This window comes from Paenibacillus sp. NRS-1782 (genome assembly GCF_050467685.1).
Classification (GTDB): domain Bacteria; phylum Bacillota; class Bacilli; order Paenibacillales; family Paenibacillaceae; genus Paenibacillus; species Paenibacillus terrae_A.
This window is the reverse complement of the sequence record NZ_JBITPH010000044.1, coordinates 1-19,164: the sequence shown is the minus strand read 5'-3', so window position 1 is coordinate 19,164 and position 19,164 is coordinate 1. Positions and strand designations below refer to the sequence as shown.

Genomic DNA, 19,164 nt, shown 5'->3' with positions numbered 1-19,164 from the left:
AGTAACCTATGGATCAGTATCGTAGCAGCAAACCCGCTGCTCCTACGATACCTGCGTCATTGCCAAGCGCTGCCGGAACAATAGATACCGCTTGCTGGAGTGGCTCAGGTGTCAATTTGGCATATACCAGACGCATCTCCTCGAACAAGAAATCACCTGCTTTGGAAACACCACCGCCTACAATAAACAGCTCCGGGTTTAGCACGGCGGCAACCGCTGCCATAGATTTACCCAAATAAAAGGCAGCCCGCTTCACAATACGCAATGCAACCTCATCCCCGGCCTTGGCTGCATCAAATACTTCCTTGGCTGCGATTTGATCTACCAACGCCAGGGAAGTTCGATCTCCACGTTCTACAGCGTCATGTGCCATTCGGATAATTCCCGTTGCGGAAGATACGGTTTCCAGACAGCCCATTTTGCCGCAGCCGCACTGAATGGCCTCCAAATCCGGTACGACGCTAATGTGGCCAATTTCTCCGGCCATACCTGAGAAGCCCTGATATATTTTACCATTAATAATAATACCACCACCTACACCCGTACCGAGGGTATAGCATACGCAGTTTTCTATGCCTTTGCCCGCCCCAGCCCAAGCTTCACCAAGTGCAGCGACGTTAGCATCGTTATCTATTTTTACAGGCTTGCCGATCCGTTCCTCCAACAGTGCACGAATCGGTACGTCACGAAAGCCAATATTGGGAGCGAGGACTATAATGCCTTCGCGAACATTCGTAAAACCGGCAACGCCCGCTCCGACACCCTTCAGTTGATCCCATTCATAGGGAGATTGCTCAACAATGTGCCGCACATATTTTTCGATATTGCTGATCACAACGTCTACGCCCTTAGCTGTTTCCGTTGGTCCTTCGTATGTGTGCAAAAGCTGTCCGTCTTCATTACAAATGCCCACCTTGATTGCTGTACCGCCCAAATCGACACCCACATAGATACTTTCAGACATGTTCCAAGCCACCTTTATGTTTACTTAAAAACTGTGTATGAAATATATGATTAAAATCCTGACTTATAATAGTTACCTACGTTCCAACTATAATTGAAGCCCCCGTTACGGTCAAGGACACTTCCCTGTTGGAAAGCATAGGATTAGCAGAACTTCAGGTCCCATTATCCATAAAAAGGAGAAAGCCTGTGCAGATGCAGCAGGCTTTCTCTTCCTGAATCTAAGGCACGGCTTAACAGGGCCTAACCATCGCCCTCACCTTAGCCAAATTGTATCCTGTAGCTTTCTTTATTGATCCAGTGTTTCGCTCCAGTCATGAACAGCGTTGCCTTCGAGATATTTCTCGCAATCCATAGCCGCCATGCAGCCTGTTCCCGCAGCCGTAATGGCTTGACGGTAACGGTTATCCTGCACGTCCCCACAGGCAAACACCCCGGGAATGTTCGTTTCTGTCGTTCCTGGCTTCACTTGAATATAGCCATGATCGTCTGTACTGATTTGACCATTCAGGAAGCCCGTATTAGGCGTATGTCCGATTGCCACGAACACACCATCTGCCTCCAGCAGCTCATCCTGATTCGTCACATTATTGTGTACCTTCAAGCCCTTTAATCCCGTCTCTCCCGTTACGACCTCCACAGGAGTCCGGTTTAACGCCCATTGTACTTTTTCATTTTCCCGTGCGCGATCCTGCATAATTTTAGACGCCCGCAGCTCATCGCGACGGTGAACCAAGGTTACGCTGGAAGCAAACCGGGTCAGGAAGCTTGCTTCCTCCATGGCTGAATCGCCGCCACCCACTACGATGATTTTTTTCCCACGGAAAAAGAAGCCGTCGCAGGTCGCGCAAGTGCTGACTCCGCGTCCCACGTTGTCCTGCTCACCCGGAATACCAAGATATCTGGCGGACGCTCCTGTAGCAATAATCACCGACTCCGCCTCAATGATGCCTCTCCCCTCTACCTTCACTTTAAAAGGGCGCTTGCTGAAATCCACTTCCTCTACCCAGCCAGAAGTAAATTCAGCGCCAAAGCGTTCGGCCTGCTTGCGCATGTTATCCATCAACTCAGGTCCGAGGATACCTTGCTCAAAACCCGGGAAATTTTCAATTTCAGTCGTTGTGGTAAGCTGCCCGCCGGGCTGCATTCCCTCAATGATCAGTGGATTCATGTTTGCGCGCGCCAAATAAATAGCTGCTGTGTAGCCTGCAGGACCTGTACCAATAATTATGGATTTATACATACGTTTGTTGCCTCCTTTTAAGTGGTGTTTGTAGCAGGTCTCAGACCTGCTTTTTAAACGTGGAGAGCGGCTGTTTCATCTTCTGCTTGATACCACACACGCTGTCAATCTGGCGTGCATAGCGGCTTACGGTCGATACGGAAATACCATAACGGTCAGCTACTTCCTGATAGGTCACCGAATGATGATTCATTTTGGCTGTCAAGTATTCCAGCGCCGCTGCCCATCCCTCAGTATGCTGAACAATTGGGACTTCCGGGGCAAGCCGATCCAGATATTCCAGCCAAAGTGACCTCAAATCGCGCTGCATGACCGGATCAGACTTGCTCATCACGGCAAGTACCTTATCCAGCACTGCCTGCCATTCCGGATGGACAGTTGAATGGGCAGACACCTCATCTTCGGATACGTGGTGAACCTTCTCTGACTCTGGTCGCAGAAGTCGCTCCGTTTCCTGATTTGTCTCCTGTATGTCCTTAACTGACGGCTCCGTCAGCTCTTGCAATACTTGCAAGGCACGACGTTTCAACTCGCCTTCCTGATCCGGGTCTTCTACGAAGAATTCCAATGCCTGCCTCACCTCATCGTCACCGATCAGGCTTAGCGCCTGAATGACTTGAAGCTGGGTCGCTCGATCGCCGTGGCGTAACGCCCAGAAGAAGGAAGACCGGATTAGCGGATCCCGCTTCATACTGTCAGGCACCTGATCAGCTCCAAACTTCTCCCACATGCGGAATTGTTCTTCAAAGGGGAGATGGTAATGGTAGCTGAGAACTTGCAGCGGTGTACCCTCCTGCTGGAGCTCCCCCAGCCGGGACAGGAAAAACCGCGGAACTTCCGAGGAAGCATCCTGCTTTTGCAAATGACCCCACAACCGCCGGGCTTCCGCATATCTCCCCGTATTGCTGGCAGCCACCGCCGTATAATGGTACAGGGAGGCATCATCATTATTCTCTCCGTCACCTTGAAGCAACCTGCGAAAATGTCTGTAGGCCTCCTCATGACGTCCGAGAATCCCCATTGTAGTAGCTAGCTTAAATACCTGCTCCTCCTGAAATGGTATGGTTACCGTTAACGTTTGGATCAGGCGATCCAATTCCGGACCGCCTCCCTCATGCTGATAAAAGATCGCCAGATTGCACAGCGCATGCAAGTTACCCGGTTCATCCTCCAGCACCCGAAGAATGGTAGTCTTCGCATTTTGAAACAGTCCCATATAGTAATACGCCAGCGCCAGATTGTTCCGCGCAGCGAACATGTCCGGCTGGTCCTCAGAAATTTGCTTAAGCAATTGGGCTGCCTGCGCAAACTTTCCTTCCTCCAGCAATACACGGGCCTGATCATGCTCGACCACTCCCTGCCGGGCCTTAATACGGTTCAGCTTGGTTGGACGGTCCAGCTCATAATAGAGCAGCTCCATCATTTCCTCGGCTTCATCGAGAAACTGTCCTTCCTCGTCCTCCTCCAAATACGTGACCAAGGCTTTCTCCGCTTCTTCAAACTGCTCCATATTGGCGTAATTATTAGCCATATAGAAGTAACACTCTGTCATCGACGGGTCTACGTCGCTCAGAACAGAGGACAGGATCTCATTCGAGCCTGCATAATCCCCCATCTCTGATAATATACCCGCCATATTGCAATGATTCACCGGATTATCCGGTTCATATTCAACGGCTTTGCGAAAATATTTCAATGCCTTGTCATAATGATTGCGATCAAGCGAGCGCACAGCTTTCTCAAAAAAGAAAGATGCGTCGAAACGCAAAACAATAATCTTAGGGCTAGGTCCCGAAGCTCGCAGATGTTTCCCTTTCATAAATAACCAAGGCACCTCCTTTAACTGTAACTGTCATGTTCATACCCTTCAGTATACCACAACTTCAAAACGACTTGACAGTAGGGTATACCTCATCCCAAAAAACGGAACCAAACTCTGGCCCAGCCGCTGGAAAATGAGTGAAAAAGCCAAATAGCCGCACGCGCCTTCATGTGTAAAAGGCAACGTTCGGCTGGTCACAAGGCTATATATTAGGCAGAACTAGACATCAAAGCGTCAACGGCACCGTGGAGCGCTCACGCTGCCGGAATACGGCAAGCTCCCGATATCCGACCTCATGCAGAAGCGCGCGCGCCTTCTCCAAATGCTCGGACAGCTTCGCCGGATCATGAGCATCCGACCCTATCGTCAGCGGGATGCCTAGCGCCAATGCCTCCTCCAGCATGCGGCGGCTCGGGAACATCTCTGCACAGGGCTTGGATAGCCCCGATGCATTCAGCTCCATCGCCCGCCCGCTGCGGGCAACGGCCGAGAGTGTAGAGCGCTCCAACTCACGCAGCTCCTCCGCTTCCTCCGGCTTCGGATAGTGGCCGAAACGCTTAATGACATCCAGATGGCCCATGATGTCATACAACCCGGTCGCTGCCGCTTTGGAAACCGCATCGTAATAAGTCCGGTACACCTCCAGCACATTTTTGCCTTCCCAATGGTGCACCTGACGGAAATCTGTTACATCCCACTCCCCGAGAAAATGTACGGAGCCAATCACATAATCCCACGGATATGCAGTGATGATGTCTTCGATTTCCTGTTCCCAGCCCTCGATGTAGTCGCCTTCCAAGCCGACACGAATGTCAATCTGTCCCTTATAGCGTTCCTTTAATTCCAGACATTCTTCCACATATCGGGGCAGCTCTTCCATAGGCATCGCCATCTCCGGGTAATAGTCGGCCGGGTTAACATGCAATAGCGGCATGTGATCGGACAAGCCGAGCTGATCCAACCCCAACCGAATACCCTGCTGCACATACTCTTCCAGATTTCCTATCGCATGACCACAGCGGGCATGATGCGTATGATAGTCAATTTTCATGTGGCACTCCCCTCTTTCAGCGCTACAGCACCCATTTTAATCACGACGGGGACGCTCATGACGGCGGTTCAACTCAGTCAGCACATCATCCAGCGGTAGTTTGCGCTCCTGTAACAGTACCAGCAAGTGATAGATCAGATCGCTGACCTCCAGACGAAGCTCCTCATTATCCTTATTCTTGGCGGCAATGATCGTCTCGGATGCTTCTTCGCCAACCTTTTTCAGAATCTTATCCACGCCTTTGTCAAAAAGGTAGGTCGTATAGGCCCCTTCAGGACGTGTCACTTCCCGCTCCTTAATGATTGCTTCCAGTTGGGCAAGCACCTCAAAGCGGTTTGTTGCAGCATGAGTCGTGCCCGTTTGAGTCGCCACCGACGCTTGGCCCCCCGCATTTTCCGAAGCAGGAGCTACAGCCGTTCCTGGCGCGGAAATATCACGAAAAAAGCAGCTCGTCGCTCCGGTATGGCAGGCAGGGCCATTGGGAATTACACGAACAAGCAGAGCGTCACCGTCACAATCCAACTGAATGGAGGTGATTTTTTGCGTATTCCCCGAGGTTGCCCCCTTGTGCCACAGCTCCTGTCTGGAACGGGACCAAAACCACGTCTCTCCCGATTCCAGAGAAAGCTTCAGCGATTCTCGATTCATATAGGCCAGCGTCAATACTTGAAGCGTGGCATCATCCTGCACAATCGCTGAGACAAGTCCCGCTTCACTCCAGCGAATATTATCCAATACCTGTTCCAGAGATAGCTGCTGGTTCAATTCGTTGCTCATCGTATCTCCACTCCTCTGCGCTTCAAATCCCGTTTTAGCTCGGGAATTCCTATTTCTTTATAGTGAAAAATGGTTGCCGCTAAGCCAGCGTCCGCTTTACCCGCCGTAAACACGTCATAAAAATGCTCCTGCTTGCCCGCTCCACCGGAAGCAATGACCGGAATACCCACGGCATCCGACACCGCAGAGGTCAGCGGCAGGTCAAAACCATCCTTGGTTCCGTCCGCATTCATGCTGGTCAACAGAATTTCGCCTGCCCCCAGCCGTTCAGCCTCCTTGGCCCAGGTCAAGGCCCGAATGCCCGATGGCGTGCGCCCTCCGTGCGTATATACTTCCCACTCGCCCCAAGCCTCATTGTACTTGGCATCAATCGCAACCACGATGCATTGTGAGCCAAAGCTGCGCGCACCCTCCGCAATCAGCTGAGGGTTACGAACAGCCGCCGTATTAATGCCGATTTTATCCGCCCCTGCACGCAGGATGCGCTTCATATCATCGACATGCGATATCCCGCCGCCCACGGTGAAGGGAATGGCAATTTCCCCCGCTGTCTGACGAACCACCTCTTCCATAGTGGCGCGACCTTCAACCGAAGCAGAAATATCCAGAAATACGATTTCGTCCGCGCCTTCCCGGTCATAAAGCGCCGCCAGCTCTACCGGATCGCCTGCATCGCGTAAGTTCACAAAATTGACACCCTTAACCACCCTGCCATCCTTTACGTCCAGGCAGGGAATAATCCGTTTAGCCAGCATGCCTACTCCCCCTATGCCTTTGCTACAGCTTGTACGGCGACCTGTAAATCAATGCTGCCTGTATACAATGCCTTACCCACAATAGCGCCGCCTACACCTTTTTGCGCATAGGCACTTAACGTAATCAGATCATCCATCTTGCTGACACCACCGGAAGCAATTACGGTGCGTCCACTGCTTTTCGCAAGTGCCACGATTGCCTCTACATTCGGACCCTGCATCATTCCGTCGCGGGAAATGTCTGTGAAAATAAACGTTTCCGCACCCTTGGAGGCCAACTCAGCCGCCAGTTCATCCGCTCGCACCTCCGAGGTTTCGAGCCACCCTCGTGTCGCTACATAGCCATTTCGCGCATCCAGACCGATTGCGATCCGGTCACCGTAGGTGCCTAACACCACTTCCGTAAAAGCACGGTCCTCAATCGCCGCCGTGCCCAAAATCACGCGGCTCACGCCTAGTGACAACAGCCGCTCCACATGCTCGCGCGTACGCAGACCACCGCCCACCTGTACGGGTACTTGTACCGCAGACGCGATGCGTCCGATCAGTTCATCGTTCACAGGTTGACCCGCTTTCGCGCCGTCCAGATCGACCAAATGAATGTAGGAGCCGCCCAAGCGTTCCCATTCGCGGGCCACCTCTACCGGATTTTCATTGTATATCGTCTCCTGGTTATAATCACCCTGCACCAGCCGTACACATTTGCCATCGCGAATATCAATCGCCGGATATATCGTGAACAAAGTATGACCCCCTTGTGAGCTATTCAAAAATACCTATGTGTAATTACGCTCGCTTCTCCGCCTCCGCCAGTTCCAAAAACTGACGAAGCAGTCGCATTCCCATTTCCCCACTCTTCTCTGGATGGAACTGCATACCGTATACATGGCCTCTGCCCACGATAGCTGTTACCGGCCCGCCGTAATCGGTCACCGCCAGCAAGTCGCTTTCTACCTCCGGCTTGGCATGATAAGAATGCACAAAATACACATGCCCTTCCTCCAAGCCTTGCACCAACGGATGTTCCGGCTGCGTCATGCGCAGACGGTTCCAGCCCATATGAGGCACCTTCACACCCAGATCAGGAGCAAAGCGCACGACCTCTCCCGGCAAAATATCCAGCCCCTCATGGCTGCCATATTCTTCGCCACGAGCAAACAACAACTGCATCCCCAGGCAAACGCCAAGCAGCGGCTGTCCAGCGCTCGCCACCTCCTGAATGACCCGATCCAAGCCACTGGAACGCAAATGCTCCATAGCGTCTCCGAACGCCCCTACACCCGGCAAAATCACACCGCTGGCGGAACGAATCACTTTCGCATCTCCTGTGACTACAGCCTCATAGCCAAGACGCTCAACCGCCTTGCTCACACTATGCAGATTGCCTCTGCCGTAATCCACAATAGCAATGGACATGGACTACAGCACTCCCTTCGTCGAAGGCACTCCCGTTACCCGCGGATCAATGGATGTGGCTTCATCCAGCGCACGTCCCAGTGCCTTGAACACCGCTTCGATCATATGGTGGGTATTTTGCCCATAGTGAACAATGACATGCAGCGTCATACGAGCCTCCAGCGCGAATTTCCACAGAAATTCATGCACCAGCTCCGTCGAAAAGCTCCCTACCTGCTGGGACGGATACTGCGCTCGATACTCAAAATGGGGTCGGTTACTAAGATCAATGACGACCTGCGCGAGCGCCTCATCCATCGGTACAAAGACGCTGGCATAGCGCTTGATTCCTTTTTTATCACCTAACGATTCCAGTAAGGTTTGCCCCAGACAGATACCAATGTCCTCCACGGTATGGTGATCGTCGATGTCAACATCCCCTCTGGCCTGTACATTCAGGTCAAACTGTCCGTGCTTGGTGAACAAATCCAGCATATGATTCAGAAAAGGGACATCTGTCTCGATTTCGGTTTGCCCTGTGCCGTCTACCGCAAAAGATAGCTGAATATCCGTTTCGTTCGTCTTCCGGCTGACGCTGCCTGTACGTCCTGCACCGTTATTTTCATTCCCCATCGTCATCCACCGCCTTCTTCTCATTGTCCAATCGAACCTGTATCGCCCTTGCGTGCCCTTCCAGCCCTTCATGCCGGGCAAGCTGCATAATCGTCTCCCCATTGCGCAGCAGAGCTCCCTTACTGTAATAGATCATACTCGACTTCTTGATAAAATCATCAATATCGACCGGAGAAGAGAACCGCGCAGTTCCATTGGTCGGAATAATGTGGTTAGGCCCAGCAAAATAATCGCCTACCGGCTCCGAGCTGTACGCGCCCAGGAAAATCGCTCCCGCATTTTCGATCAGACCGACATGCTCCATTGGATTCTCTGTCATGATTTCCAAATGCTCCGGGGCTAGTTTGTTCACAATTTCGATGCCCTCATGCAACGTATCAACGACAATAATCGCTCCATAGGCATCAACCGATGCAGCAGCAATATCTCTGCGCGGCAGCTCTGCCAATTGGCGCTGCACCTCGGCCGATACTTCTTCTGCCAAGCGCTGCGAGGGCGTAACCAGAATGGCCGAGGCCATTTCGTCATGTTCTGCCTGCGAGAGCAGGTCAGCCGCTACATAAGAGGCATTCGCTGTATCGTCAGCCAGTACGACAATTTCACTTGGTCCCGCAATACTGTCGATATCCACTGCACCGTATACCTCTCGCTTCGCCAGCGCTACATAAATGTTGCCTGGGCCGCAAATTTTATCGACGGGTTCGATGCTATGAGTCCCGTAAGCGAGAGACGCAATCGCCTGTGCTCCGCCAACCCGGTAGATCTCGGTCACACCCGCCTCTGCCGCAGCTACCAGTGTATATGGATCAATTCCCGCCTTGCCGCCTGTTGCCGGGGGTGTCACCATGACGATCTCCGGTACACCAGCCACCTGAGCCGGAATCACATTCATCAGCACCGAGGACGGATAAGCCGCTTTACCACCTGGAACATATACGCCTACCCGCCTCAACGGTCGGATGATCTGACCCAGCAAGCTGCCGTCCGGCTGCAAATCCATCCACGAATTACGTTTTTGCTTCATATGAAAAGCACGGATATTGTCCGCTGCCTCCCGAATCGCCTGCAAAAATGAAGGCTCCACCTTGTCATATGCCGCCTTCAATTCTTCCTCCGTCACACGGAGCTGCTCCGCCGTCAGCGATACACCGTCGAACGATTCCGTATACCGCAGGACAGCAGCATCTCCCTCCTGCCGTACCGAACGGATAATCGCACGAACGGCTTCATTTTGCTCAGGTGTACCGTAATCCACCTCACGCTGGAGATTGAAATCACGGGCTGATACGATCTTCATTGTCCCTTCCCCCTTACTTGCAGCTTGCGGAATGTTCTCCTAACCATCATTGGACTTTACCTTAGTCCCTGGGTGCCACCCTAGTCGGAATTACTTGATGCAAACGGTCACACAACGCCTGAATCGGACCATTTTTCATCCGGTAACTGACCCGATTGGCAATCAGCCGACTCGTAATATCCAAAATACTGATCTGCTCGACCAATCCGTTCTCTCTCAAGGTCTGCCCTGTTTCCACCATATCGACAATCCGGTCTGCCAATCCGATTAGCGGTGCCAGCTCGATAGAACCATTCAGCTTGATAACCTCCACCTGCTGGCCTTGCTCCCGAAAATACTGGGAAGCCACATTCGGATACTTCGTAGCCACCCGCTGACGAATACCCGGCTGCCAATCCGGCAAAGCAATGACCGACATTCGGCAACGGGCAATCCCCAGATCAAGCAGCTCATACACATCCTTGTTCTCTTCCAGCAAAACATCCTTGCCTACAATGCCGATATCCGCAGCTCCGTACTCCACATACGTGGGAACGTCGACCGGCTTCGCCATAATAAACTCCATTCCCAGTTCAGGCAGCGGAATAACCAGCTTGCGCGTATCATCCACATCTACTGGAATAGGAACCCCCGCTCGACGAAAAAGCTCAGAAGCCTGCTTATAGATCCGTCCCTTCGGCATGGCTACCTTCAACGTCTCCGTCATGGTAATTCCCTCCCTTGTACCGGTTGTCTTTCTTCGACTGTGTAGCTGTAAACCTCTGCATACAAGTCCTGTTGCTCGCGGCGGCGATCCTCAGGCCCACCAGTCAGCCCTGTCACCACATTCCGTCCTGCTCCACGAAGCTGTGCCGCGGCGGATAACGCCTCTCTGCGTCCCTGCTCATCATAACGAATAAGCACCGGGCGCTTCGCCTCGATCTGAATACCGTCCACACCATCGACAATCCGGTTCGTCTTCAACGCGAATCCCGTCGCAGGAACGGAACGACCAAACTGCTGTAGCAGATTGTCATAACGCCCTCCATTACATACGGGGAATCCTATTTCCGCCGCATACCCCTCAAAAGTCATTCCTGTATAATATGAAAAGTCTCCGATCATAGTAAGGTCAATTAGCACATGTTCAGACACGCCGTAACTCTCCAGCACTTCCCAAACCTCGCACAGATGCGCAATGGATTGAATCGTCTGCTGCTCGACGCTAAGACGGGTAGCCTGCTCACAAATTTCTTTGCCCCCGCGAAGCCGGAGAATAGCCTCCAGCTTATCCCGATGTTCGGTAGGCAAACCCAAAGCTTCAATCGCTGTCCGGTAGCCCACCACATCACGGTTCAATAACAGTTCCTTTAACGCTTGCTGTTCAGCCTGGCGACCCGGAATGATTTCCTCGAACAGACCGTTCAGGAATCCCACATGCCCCATAGCAATTTTAAAAGAGGACACTCCTGCCGCCTGTAACGATGCAATCGCCAGTGCCACGACCTCCGCATCAGCCTCGGGCGAGTCATCGCCTACCAGCTCCACGCCCGTCTGGAAAAACTCCGCTTCTCTTCCCGCCTCTTCCTCAATGGCCCGAAATACATTTGCGTGATAAGAAAGCCGGAGTGGTACTTCCTCCTCCTTCAACAGCGACGATACCACACGCGCAATCGGCGCGGTCATATCAGATCTCAGAACCAGCGTGGTCCCCCGGTTATTAAGCAGCTTGAACAACTTCCGATCCGAAGTAGAACTAGCCACACCCACCGTATCGTAGTATTCCATCGTAGGCGTCATAATCTGACGGTATCCCCAACGTTCCATACATTCGAGTACATTCAATTCAATCGCCCGCAGCTTCGACACTGCACGCGGAAGGTAATCCCGAACCCCTACGGGGATTTCAAATCCTTTTGGCTTGGTCATCTCTATCACCTCATGATTTCGCAGTATCTTTATCATGGTAAAGTGCTAATAAACTAAAGTATATTCGATATATTATCATGCTCTGACTGCGAACGTCAACCGAATGGAGCAGCCCATTTTTAGAGCAACGTTGCAGAACTGTTTCCCTCTCTTTATTTTATCCATTGCAGAATTCATGAACCCTATAACAAAAACATCTATCAATGTACTTTCACAGAAGCAAGACCGCGCTTAGCGGAAGTTTTTCTTGCGATTATAGAATTGCTCAGCTCCGCCAGCCTTTCAGCCAACAGACACATTTATAATTTATACAAAAAACAACACAAAAAGGCCCCCCAATCCTTAAGGGACCCTTATTGTTATGTTATTTACTATTCATCCGTACCCGATCGTCTTAATTCACGCAACGGATTACCGCCCACGAATGCTCCGGCCGGCACGTCTTTATGCACAACCGCCCCGGCGGCTACTATAGCTCCATCACCTATAGTAACACCGGGCAGAATGGTCGTATTGGCGCCGATTAACACATTATTTCCGATCATTACTTTACCAATACGATACTCCTGTATGAGATATTCATGCGCCAGAATGGTCGTGTTATATCCAATCACCGAATTGTCCCCTATCGTAATATGCTCCGGAAAAAAAACATCCACCATCACCATCAGGCCGAAGGCCGCATGCTGCCCTACCTTCATCCCAAGCACTCTGCGGTAAATGACATTTTTCCAGGAAAGCACGGGACAATACCGGGCGATCTGTATAAAAACAAAGTTTTTAATCCCTTTCCAGCGGCTTACCGTCCGGTAAATCTGCCACAGCGCATTGGGACCTTCCACGGGATGGCGGTCAACCTTCCTCACGACACATCGACACCTTGAAACTCCAGCTTCAGTAAATCCCGCATATCATGCAAAATGTAATCCGGTCCATAGCCCCGTAGAGTTTCCTCACCCTTGAGCGACCAGGCTACACCCGCCGATTTCACGCCTGCGGCTTGAGCTGATAGAATATCAAAGGAACTGTCTCCAACCATCAACGTATGCTCTGCTTTGGCGTTCAACCCAGCCAGCGCCTTAAGCACAGGTTCTGCGTGTGGTTTCGGATGCTCTACGTCGTCTACCGTCACAATATAGTCCATAGAGGAGGTCAGATCGAACAGATCAAGCACACGAATCGTAGAGGATCGTATTTTAGTCGTCACAACCCCCAGCTTAATTCCTCGCGCACGCAACTCCTGAATAACCTCGATGACATACGGAAAAGGCTTCACCATTTGGTCGTGATGGAGCAAGTTATAAGCACGATAGCCTTTAACCAGCTCAGACACATCCTTTAATCCCGAAAAGGTACGAAGCTGGTCATCCAGCGTTCCGCCCATATGAGGGATAATATGCTCCCGTGTCAGCGGGTCAGCGTCCGGGTGATTCAAAATGTGCAGAAATGTGCTGATAATCAGCTCATTCGTATCCATAATCGTTCCGTCCAAGTCGAATAAAATCGTATTTATCATAGATGCTCCTTCTTGTCCTCGTCCGTGTCTTCCTTGTGTAGCTTATCCGGCGCAGCCGTTGTCGGAGGAATCGTATCTTGACCCGGGCGGAAAGCCTGTTCCGGCGTCACGTCAGGTACCTGATCGACTCCTACCTTGCTGGAGACAATCGGATCGCTATATTTCGGAACAGTTGCACCCTTACGACGACGAACCACGATGAAAATCACAGCAGCTACAACAATGAAAATAGGGAGCAGTTGCGAGATCCGTACATTACCGTAACTCGGGTCCAGATGCCCTGGTTCAAACCCCAGCCATACCATAGGAGACCACAAAGCATTCACAAAGGAAGCCAGCCAGTCTGGTCCCTGAAAAGCCAAACTATCCGTCCGTACACGTTCGATGAAAAAACGGCCAATTGAGTACCAAATGAAGTAAAATGCAAACATTTCGCCTGCACGTACAAATTTCATACGTCGAATGACGAGTAGCAGAATCACACCTACAATACTCCACAGGGATTCATACAGAAATGTAGGATGGTGAAACACTCCGTTAACGTTCATTTGATTTACAATGAAATCTGGCAGATGCAGTTGATTCCGCAAAAAGCTTACTTCCGTCGGTCCACCGTAGGCTTCCTGATTGACAAAGTTACCCCAGCGGCCAATCGCTTGACCGATCAGCAGACCTGGCGCACAAATATCGGCAATCCGCCAGAAATTATAACCCTTATAGCGGAAATAGATGACTGCGCATATAATCGCACCGATCAATGCGCCGTATATCGCAATACCGCCATTCCAGATTTTGAAAACATCCCATAGATTATCTCGATAGTCTTCCCATTTGAAGGCTACATAGTAAATACGCGCTCCAATAATAGCCGAAGGAACACCCAGCAGCAGCATATCCATAAAAAATTCCTGCGGAATGCCAAATCTTTTGCCTTCACGAATGGCGAGATATAAACCCACAAGCGCCGCCAGCCCCAAAATAAGCCCGTACCAATGGACCTTAATTGCCCCGATTGAAAAAGCAATCGGATTCAGCAGTAATGTTGCCGTTGACATATGTTTCTCTCACTCCTTGTTCTTCCTTGCAAACGACTGAACCTTAATCCATATCTTCCATATCTTCAGAAATTGTAGCAGTCAGCTTATTCGTAAATTGCAGAGCTGCGTTCACGCCCATTTGCTTCAAACGATAGTTCATTGCCGCCACTTCAATAATAACGGCCAAATTTCGGCCCGGACGAACTGGAATCGTAACGAGCGGAACATCCGTGTCAATAATACGTGTCGTTTCTTCATCCAAACCAAGACGGTCATACTGCTTGTCCTGCTGCCATGCCTCCAGACGGACAACCAGCGTAATCCGCTTGTTGTTACGAACTGCACCTGCACCAAACAACGTCATCACATTAATGATGCCCACGCCGCGAATTTCCAGCAGGTGACGAATCAGTTCCGGCGCCGTACCATGCAACTGAAAATCGGACGTTTGCCGAATTTCCACTGCATCATCTGCTACCAGACGATGACCGCGTTTAACCAGTTCCAGTGCTGTTTCACTTTTACCAATGCCGCTACTGCCCGTAATGAGCATACCTACACCGTACACATCACACAATACACCATGGATGGTGGCCGTAGGAGCTAGCTTTCTTTCAAGAAAACCCGTAATGCGGCTTGATAAAATCGTCGTGGCCATATTAGTTCGCAATACTGGGACATCCCGCTCAGCGCTTGCCTCCACCAGTTCTGCTGGTACTTCCAGACCGCGTGTGATGATGATACACGGAGTCAGCTCCGTACATAGACGCTGCATCCGATCCTTTCTTTCCTCAGGAGGAAGCATACCTAGAAAAGCCAGCTCAGACCTTCCCAAAAGCTGCACACGCTCCTGTGTGTGGTATTCAAAATACCCAGCCATCTCCAACCCCGGACGATTCAATTCATCCACCGTGATCAGCCTGCGCAGACCTTTCTCACCAGAAATAACCTCCATTTGAAATTGCTGTACAAGCTCAGATACCTTTACCTTTTTAGCCATCGTATTCTCCCCTTCATCCTGCATGACCGGATTCTATACGTAATCTTATTTATGTAGCGTCAACCTATCAACCATATAGCCCACTGCCAGCTCATCCTGTGCCAGCCCAAGCTCACCTTTTCAACATGATTTCGGGCTACCTGTGTTCATGCTGAACCCAGACCCATACCAATGTACCCATCGTATCGGAATTTTCCAATGAATGCAATGCCGAAGCTGGAAGCTGTATGGGATATACAAAAAGAGCCGCCTTTCCCCGGCTGGGAAACTGCGACTCTCTTCTATTGATTGAACTTATTCGCCAACCAGAATGCTCAATTCCGATTCCTTATCAAAAATATGAACCTTGTTCATATCAACAGCCAACTTCGCTTTAACACCATCACGAGTATTGGAACGCCCGTCTACACGGGCAATAATCGTTTCATTTCCGGCGCCACTCAGGTACAACAGCATTTCATGACCGAGATTTTCGGTAACATCCACAGTGGACATAAAGATCGTATTCGGAGAAGCCTCCAAAAATACGGGCTCTTCATGAATATCCTCAGGACGGATGCCCAGAATAACCTCTTTACCGATATAACCCTTGGCTTTCAAAATCTGACCCTTACCTTCAGGAACGAACAGATCCAGACCCGGGGCATTGAAATACAGTGCGCCGTCCTTCTCAGTCAGCTTACCTGTGATGAAGTTCATCGTAGGAGAACCAATAAAACCAGCTACGAACAGATTTACTGGACGGTTGTACAACTCATCCGGGGATGCGGCTTGTTGAATAATGCCATCCTTCATAACAACAATCCGGTCACCCATCGTCATTGCTTCGACCTGGTCATGCGTTACGTAGATAACGGTCGTCTCCAGACGTTTAGCCAGCTTCGTGATTTCCGCACGCATCTGACCACGCAGTTTGGCATCCAGATTGGACAATGGCTCATCCATCAAGAACACTTGCGGGTCACGTACAATCGCACGTCCCAAGGCAACACGCTGACGTTGACCACCTGATAGCGCTTTCGGCTTGCGATCCAGGAGATGCTCAATATCAAGGATTTTAGCCGCCTCACGTACACGCTTATCAATTTCTTCTTTCTTCACCTTGCGAAGTTTCAGACCAAAAGCCATGTTTTGGTATACGTTCATATGCGGATACAAGGCATAGGATTGGAAAACCATCGCAATATCGCGATCCTTTGGAGCTACGTCGTTCACAACACGATCTCCAATATACAATTTGCCGTCCGAGATTTCTTCCAGACCAGCGATCATACGAAGTGTAGTGGATTTACCACAACCGGAAGGACCAACCAATACGAGGAATTCTTTATCTTGAATGTCCAAATTGACATCAATAACCGTAGCTTTATCTGCACCCGGGTATTTTTTGAAAATATGCTCTAAGCGTACACCAGCCATAGCTTTTGCCTCCCCAAGATCAAGTTTTGAAATCGAATACATTTCTTACTTGTATCTTACCCTAGTACCCACTTCGTGGCTATTCGCAAACTGCACAAAAATGCTATTTCCTTTTTGTCACTTTGTACAATAGTAGAAAAAGCTTGACCAAAACCGCATCATTAAACGTCCGCACATCCAATCCCGTCTCCTGTTTAATTTTGTCCAAACGGTAAATCAACGTATTCCGGTGCACATAAAGGCGCTTAGCCGTCTCACTCACATTACAATCCAGTTGAAAAAAGATATCCAATGTAGCCATCGTTTCAGCATCCTCCAATATAACGGACGACCGCACAACCTGCTCCAAAAATTGCACGCGTTGCTCCTTCGGAATACGGTTTAATAACCTCTCCAAATGCAACTCCCATGAAAAGTGGATATGCTCTGTTACATGAAAAATTTTTCCAAGATGGATCGTCTCCCATAACAAATTCAGCTCTTTGGGGAGACTTTGCAATAGTATAGACGGCTTGGATACCGCCAAATGAAATACACCTACCCACTCATTTGCGATAAGCTCGTATAAACCCAGGCTGAAAGCCGTAAGAACCTCCTCCAGCGATTCCGTGTAATCTGCATCCCTGGTTTCAACATCTTTATCCCGGTCGTCTTCTGCTCCCAACAGTAGTTCCTTTTTAGCCATAATCAGCCAAGACTGTTCATCCAATGGAGTAAGCAGCACATTCCCTCCAAAATAACTGGCTAACAATCGATGTAGTTGAGTGTAAGCAATAGCGCCCTCCTGTGTTCCTTCACCAGTCAGTACAATGGGAACCATATACGCCAACAACGAATCCCGAAGCCCCAACTCATCAGGAACCTCTTCTTCATTCTGTAGGTTGCCAGCCTGCTGTATGAGCCATTGTCCAAAACGCTTCATTCGCTCTTCCTCAGCATAAACCGGATTATCGGGCTGTTGCGTCCCCGTCCCATCCTGCCAGAATTGCTCCATGTTCCAGAGTAACGCCTCAATCAGCTTCCGTTCCCGATCCGTCAAATGCTTTGCCTCTACCGCAAAGGCAGCCAATTCTCCTGCTACCACACGGAACGGAAAATATATTATGCTATCACGTACAAATGACTTATCCGGTACAGCCGATTTTGCTGACAGACCTTCTGCAATCATTTCTGGACACCAAGGCAGTATAGTAAAAGGTGCTTGAATAATATTCTGAAGCTGTTGCTGTATCCATTCCGTATCCAAAGTCACGCGATCACCACTTCACTTTTTTTAGAATAACCTCTAAGCGAACATAATGAACCTATTATAACCTGTCGATACCTTAAAATAAAAAAGTTAGTAAGAAACATAACCTAAATCCATGCAAAAATGCATACAAAAAAAGTCATCAACTATAAGTTGATGACTTTCGATGAGCCATGAAGGACTCGAACCTTCGACACCCTGATTAAAAGTCAGGTGCTCTACCAACTGAGCTAATGGCTCATAAAACTGGTGGAGGATGATGGATTCGAACCACCGAACCCGTAAGGGAGCAGATTTACAGTCTGATGCGTTTGGCCACTTCGCTAATCCTCCATATAAAGGTGGCTCGGGACGGAATCGAACCGCCGACACGAGGATTTTCAGTCCTCTGCTCTACCGACTGAGCTACCGAGCCATATCGATTAACAAAAAAATAAAGTGCGGAGGGATACCCCTTCCCACTTTAGTGCGTAAAACTATCATATTGAAAAATGGCGGAACTGACGGGATTCGAACCCGCGATCTCCTGCGTGACAGGCAGGCATGTTAGGCCTCTACACCACAGTTCCCTAAATTTTTCAAAAATGGTGCCGGCGAGAGGACTTGAACCCCCAACCTACTGATTACAAGTCAGTTGCTCTACCAGTTGAGCTACACCGGCACAATGGTGGAGGCTGAGGGGATCGAACCCCCGACCCTCTGCTTGTAAGGCAGATGCTCTCCCAGCTGAGCTAAGCCTCCTGGGTATGTATGGTAGCGGCGGAGGGGATCGAACCCCCGACCTCACGGGTATGAACCGTACGCTCTAGCCAGCTGAGCTACACCGCCATAACATAATATTTCGCTAACTTGTCCTAAATGGCGGAGAGAGAGGGATTCGAACCCTCGCACCACTTTCGCAGTCTAACCCCTTAGCAGAGGGTCCCCTTATAGCCACTTGGGTATCTCTCCATGTAAATGGACTCACTTAGCAAAAATTCCGCGCGTTATTCTATTTATCACCATAGTGAACTAGAATACCAAGCGTAATTTCAAGGTTACACCCTGAAAACTGGATCCGAAACTCCATTGCGTTCTATCTTTAGGATAAGCCCTCGAC

18 protein-coding genes and 8 tRNA genes are annotated in these 19,164 nt (G+C 50.2%); all 26 read right to left on the bottom strand.

What is annotated here, in order from left to right; translation table 11 throughout:
* Positions 1-13 precede the first annotated feature (13 nt).
* Entirely contained in the window at positions 14-964 is a 951-nt protein-coding gene (locus tag ACIFQM_RS17345) for an ROK family glucokinase (RefSeq protein ID WP_430039923.1), read from the bottom strand.
* Between the two features lie 288 nt (positions 965-1,252).
* Positions 1,253-2,206, bottom strand: coding sequence for a thioredoxin-disulfide reductase (gene trxB / locus ACIFQM_RS17340; protein WP_430039925.1), 954 nt, complete (start codon positions 2,204-2,206; stop codon positions 1,253-1,255).
* 40 nt (positions 2,207-2,246) lie between these two features.
* Positions 2,247-4,025, bottom strand: coding sequence for a tetratricopeptide repeat protein (locus ACIFQM_RS17335; protein ID WP_430039927.1), 1,779 nt, complete (start codon positions 4,023-4,025; stop codon positions 2,247-2,249).
* A gap of 229 nt (positions 4,026-4,254) precedes the next feature.
* A complete protein-coding gene (gene hisJ, locus ACIFQM_RS17330; RefSeq protein ID WP_430039929.1) occupies positions 4,255-5,079 on the bottom strand; it encodes a histidinol-phosphatase HisJ in 825 nt (274 codons plus the stop codon).
* A gap of 36 nt (positions 5,080-5,115) precedes the next feature.
* The gene (gene hisIE, locus ACIFQM_RS17325) at positions 5,116-5,856 is read right to left on the bottom strand and encodes a bifunctional phosphoribosyl-AMP cyclohydrolase/phosphoribosyl-ATP diphosphatase HisIE (protein WP_430039931.1); all 741 of its coding nucleotides are present in this window, start codon (positions 5,854-5,856) and stop codon (positions 5,116-5,118) included.
* Positions 5,853-6,611, bottom strand: coding sequence for an imidazole glycerol phosphate synthase subunit HisF (gene hisF, locus ACIFQM_RS17320; protein WP_430039933.1), 759 nt, complete (start codon positions 6,609-6,611; stop codon positions 5,853-5,855). The genes hisIE and hisF overlap by 4 nt, the downstream gene beginning before the upstream one ends.
* A gap of 11 nt (positions 6,612-6,622) precedes the next feature.
* A complete protein-coding gene (gene hisA / locus ACIFQM_RS17315) occupies positions 6,623-7,354 on the bottom strand; it encodes a 1-(5-phosphoribosyl)-5-[(5-phosphoribosylamino)methylideneamino]imidazole-4-carboxamide isomerase (RefSeq protein ID WP_430039935.1) in 732 nt (243 codons plus the stop codon).
* Positions 7,355-7,397: 43 nt separating this feature from the next.
* Positions 7,398-8,027, bottom strand: a complete 630-nt coding sequence (hisH, locus tag ACIFQM_RS17310; RefSeq protein WP_430039937.1) for an imidazole glycerol phosphate synthase subunit HisH — start codon at positions 8,025-8,027, stop codon at positions 7,398-7,400.
* Between the two features lie 3 nt (positions 8,028-8,030).
* Entirely contained in the window at positions 8,031-8,639 is a 609-nt protein-coding gene (gene hisB, locus ACIFQM_RS17305) for an imidazoleglycerol-phosphate dehydratase HisB (protein WP_430039939.1), read from the bottom strand.
* Positions 8,629-9,936, bottom strand: coding sequence for a histidinol dehydrogenase (gene hisD / locus ACIFQM_RS17300; RefSeq protein WP_430039941.1), 1,308 nt, complete (start codon positions 9,934-9,936; stop codon positions 8,629-8,631). Before hisD ends, hisB begins: the two co-directional genes overlap by 11 nt.
* Before the next feature lie 61 nt (positions 9,937-9,997).
* The gene (gene hisG, locus ACIFQM_RS17295) at positions 9,998-10,642 is read right to left on the bottom strand and encodes an ATP phosphoribosyltransferase (RefSeq protein WP_430039943.1); all 645 of its coding nucleotides are present in this window, start codon (positions 10,640-10,642) and stop codon (positions 9,998-10,000) included.
* Positions 10,639-11,844 (bottom strand): ATP phosphoribosyltransferase regulatory subunit, encoded by a 1,206-nt coding sequence (locus ACIFQM_RS17290; RefSeq protein ID WP_430039945.1) that lies wholly within the window; start codon positions 11,842-11,844, stop codon positions 10,639-10,641. The genes hisG and ACIFQM_RS17290 overlap by 4 nt, the downstream gene beginning before the upstream one ends.
* A 371-nt stretch (positions 11,845-12,215) precedes the next feature.
* On the bottom strand, positions 12,216-12,710 hold the full coding sequence (locus ACIFQM_RS17285; protein WP_430039947.1) for an acyltransferase: 495 nt from the start codon (positions 12,708-12,710) through the stop codon (positions 12,216-12,218).
* Positions 12,707-13,360, bottom strand: coding sequence for a pyrophosphatase PpaX (ppaX, locus tag ACIFQM_RS17280; protein ID WP_430039949.1), 654 nt, complete (start codon positions 13,358-13,360; stop codon positions 12,707-12,709). Before ppaX ends, ACIFQM_RS17285 begins: the two co-directional genes overlap by 4 nt.
* Positions 13,357-14,415: a prolipoprotein diacylglyceryl transferase gene (lgt, locus tag ACIFQM_RS17275; RefSeq protein ID WP_430039951.1), complete on the bottom strand. Its 1,059-nt coding sequence runs from the start codon at positions 14,413-14,415 to the stop codon at positions 13,357-13,359. The genes ppaX and lgt overlap by 4 nt, the downstream gene beginning before the upstream one ends.
* A gap of 43 nt (positions 14,416-14,458) precedes the next feature.
* Entirely contained in the window at positions 14,459-15,397 is a 939-nt protein-coding gene (gene hprK, locus ACIFQM_RS17270; protein WP_044645057.1) for an HPr(Ser) kinase/phosphatase, read from the bottom strand.
* 294 nt (positions 15,398-15,691) lie between these two features.
* Entirely contained in the window at positions 15,692-16,816 is a 1,125-nt protein-coding gene (locus ACIFQM_RS17265; protein ID WP_430039953.1) for an ABC transporter ATP-binding protein, read from the bottom strand.
* 103 nt (positions 16,817-16,919) lie between these two features.
* Complete coding sequence (locus ACIFQM_RS17260; protein ID WP_430047856.1) at positions 16,920-18,068, bottom strand: PucR family transcriptional regulator; 1,149 nt, start codon at positions 18,066-18,068, stop codon at positions 16,920-16,922.
* Positions 18,069-18,232: 164 nt separating this feature from the next.
* Positions 18,233-18,305: transfer RNA gene (locus ACIFQM_RS17255), tRNA-Lys, on the bottom strand.
* Positions 18,306-18,312: 7 nt separating this feature from the next.
* Positions 18,313-18,398, bottom strand: a tRNA-Tyr gene (locus ACIFQM_RS17250).
* 9 nt (positions 18,399-18,407) lie between these two features.
* A tRNA-Phe gene (locus ACIFQM_RS17245) sits at positions 18,408-18,480 on the bottom strand.
* Between the two features lie 77 nt (positions 18,481-18,557).
* Positions 18,558-18,634: transfer RNA gene (locus tag ACIFQM_RS17240), tRNA-Asp, on the bottom strand.
* A 16-nt stretch (positions 18,635-18,650) separates the two neighbouring features.
* A tRNA-Thr gene (locus tag ACIFQM_RS17235) sits at positions 18,651-18,726 on the bottom strand.
* 4 nt (positions 18,727-18,730) lie between these two features.
* Positions 18,731-18,806: transfer RNA gene (locus ACIFQM_RS17230), tRNA-Val, on the bottom strand.
* Between the two features lie 10 nt (positions 18,807-18,816).
* Positions 18,817-18,893 (bottom strand) — tRNA-Met (locus ACIFQM_RS17225).
* A 31-nt stretch (positions 18,894-18,924) separates the two neighbouring features.
* A tRNA-Ser gene (locus tag ACIFQM_RS17220) sits at positions 18,925-19,016 on the bottom strand.
* Positions 19,017-19,164 lie beyond the last annotated feature (148 nt).

Excerpts from the sequence above, each read along its gene's own strand:
- ppaX (WP_430039949.1), bottom strand. The coding sequence starts at position 13,360 with ATGATAAATACGATTTTATTCGACTTGGACGGAACGATTATGGATACG.
- ACIFQM_RS17335 (WP_430039927.1), bottom strand. The coding sequence starts at position 4,025 with ATGAAAGGGAAACATCTGCGAGCTTCGGGACCTAGCCCTAAGATTATT.
- lgt (WP_430039951.1), bottom strand. The coding sequence starts at position 14,415 with ATGTCAACGGCAACATTACTGCTGAATCCGATTGCTTTTTCAATCGGG.
- trxB (WP_430039925.1), bottom strand. The coding sequence starts at position 2,206 with ATGTATAAATCCATAATTATTGGTACAGGTCCTGCAGGCTACACAGCA.
- hisG (WP_430039943.1), bottom strand. The coding sequence starts at position 10,642 with ATGACGGAGACGTTGAAGGTAGCCATGCCGAAGGGACGGATCTATAAG.
- hisH (WP_430039937.1), bottom strand. The coding sequence starts at position 8,027 with ATGTCCATTGCTATTGTGGATTACGGCAGAGGCAATCTGCATAGTGTG.
- hisB (WP_430039939.1), bottom strand. The coding sequence starts at position 8,639 with ATGGGGAATGAAAATAACGGTGCAGGACGTACAGGCAGCGTCAGCCGG.
- hisJ (WP_430039929.1), bottom strand. The coding sequence starts at position 5,079 with ATGAAAATTGACTATCATACGCATCATGCCCGCTGTGGTCATGCGATA.
- hisD (WP_430039941.1), bottom strand. The coding sequence starts at position 9,936 with ATGAAGATCGTATCAGCCCGTGATTTCAATCTCCAGCGTGAGGTGGAT.
- ACIFQM_RS17265 (WP_430039953.1), bottom strand. The coding sequence starts at position 16,816 with ATGGCTGGTGTACGCTTAGAGCATATTTTCAAAAAATACCCGGGTGCA.
- hisF (WP_430039933.1), bottom strand. The coding sequence starts at position 6,611 with ATGCTGGCTAAACGGATTATTCCCTGCCTGGACGTAAAGGATGGCAGG.
- ACIFQM_RS17345 (WP_430039923.1), bottom strand. The coding sequence starts at position 964 with ATGTCTGAAAGTATCTATGTGGGTGTCGATTTGGGCGGTACAGCAATC.
- hprK (WP_044645057.1), bottom strand. The coding sequence starts at position 15,397 with ATGGCTAAAAAGGTAAAGGTATCTGAGCTTGTACAGCAATTTCAAATG.
- hisIE (WP_430039931.1), bottom strand. The coding sequence starts at position 5,856 with ATGAGCAACGAATTGAACCAGCAGCTATCTCTGGAACAGGTATTGGAT.
- ACIFQM_RS17290 (WP_430039945.1), bottom strand. The coding sequence starts at position 11,844 with ATGACCAAGCCAAAAGGATTTGAAATCCCCGTAGGGGTTCGGGATTAC.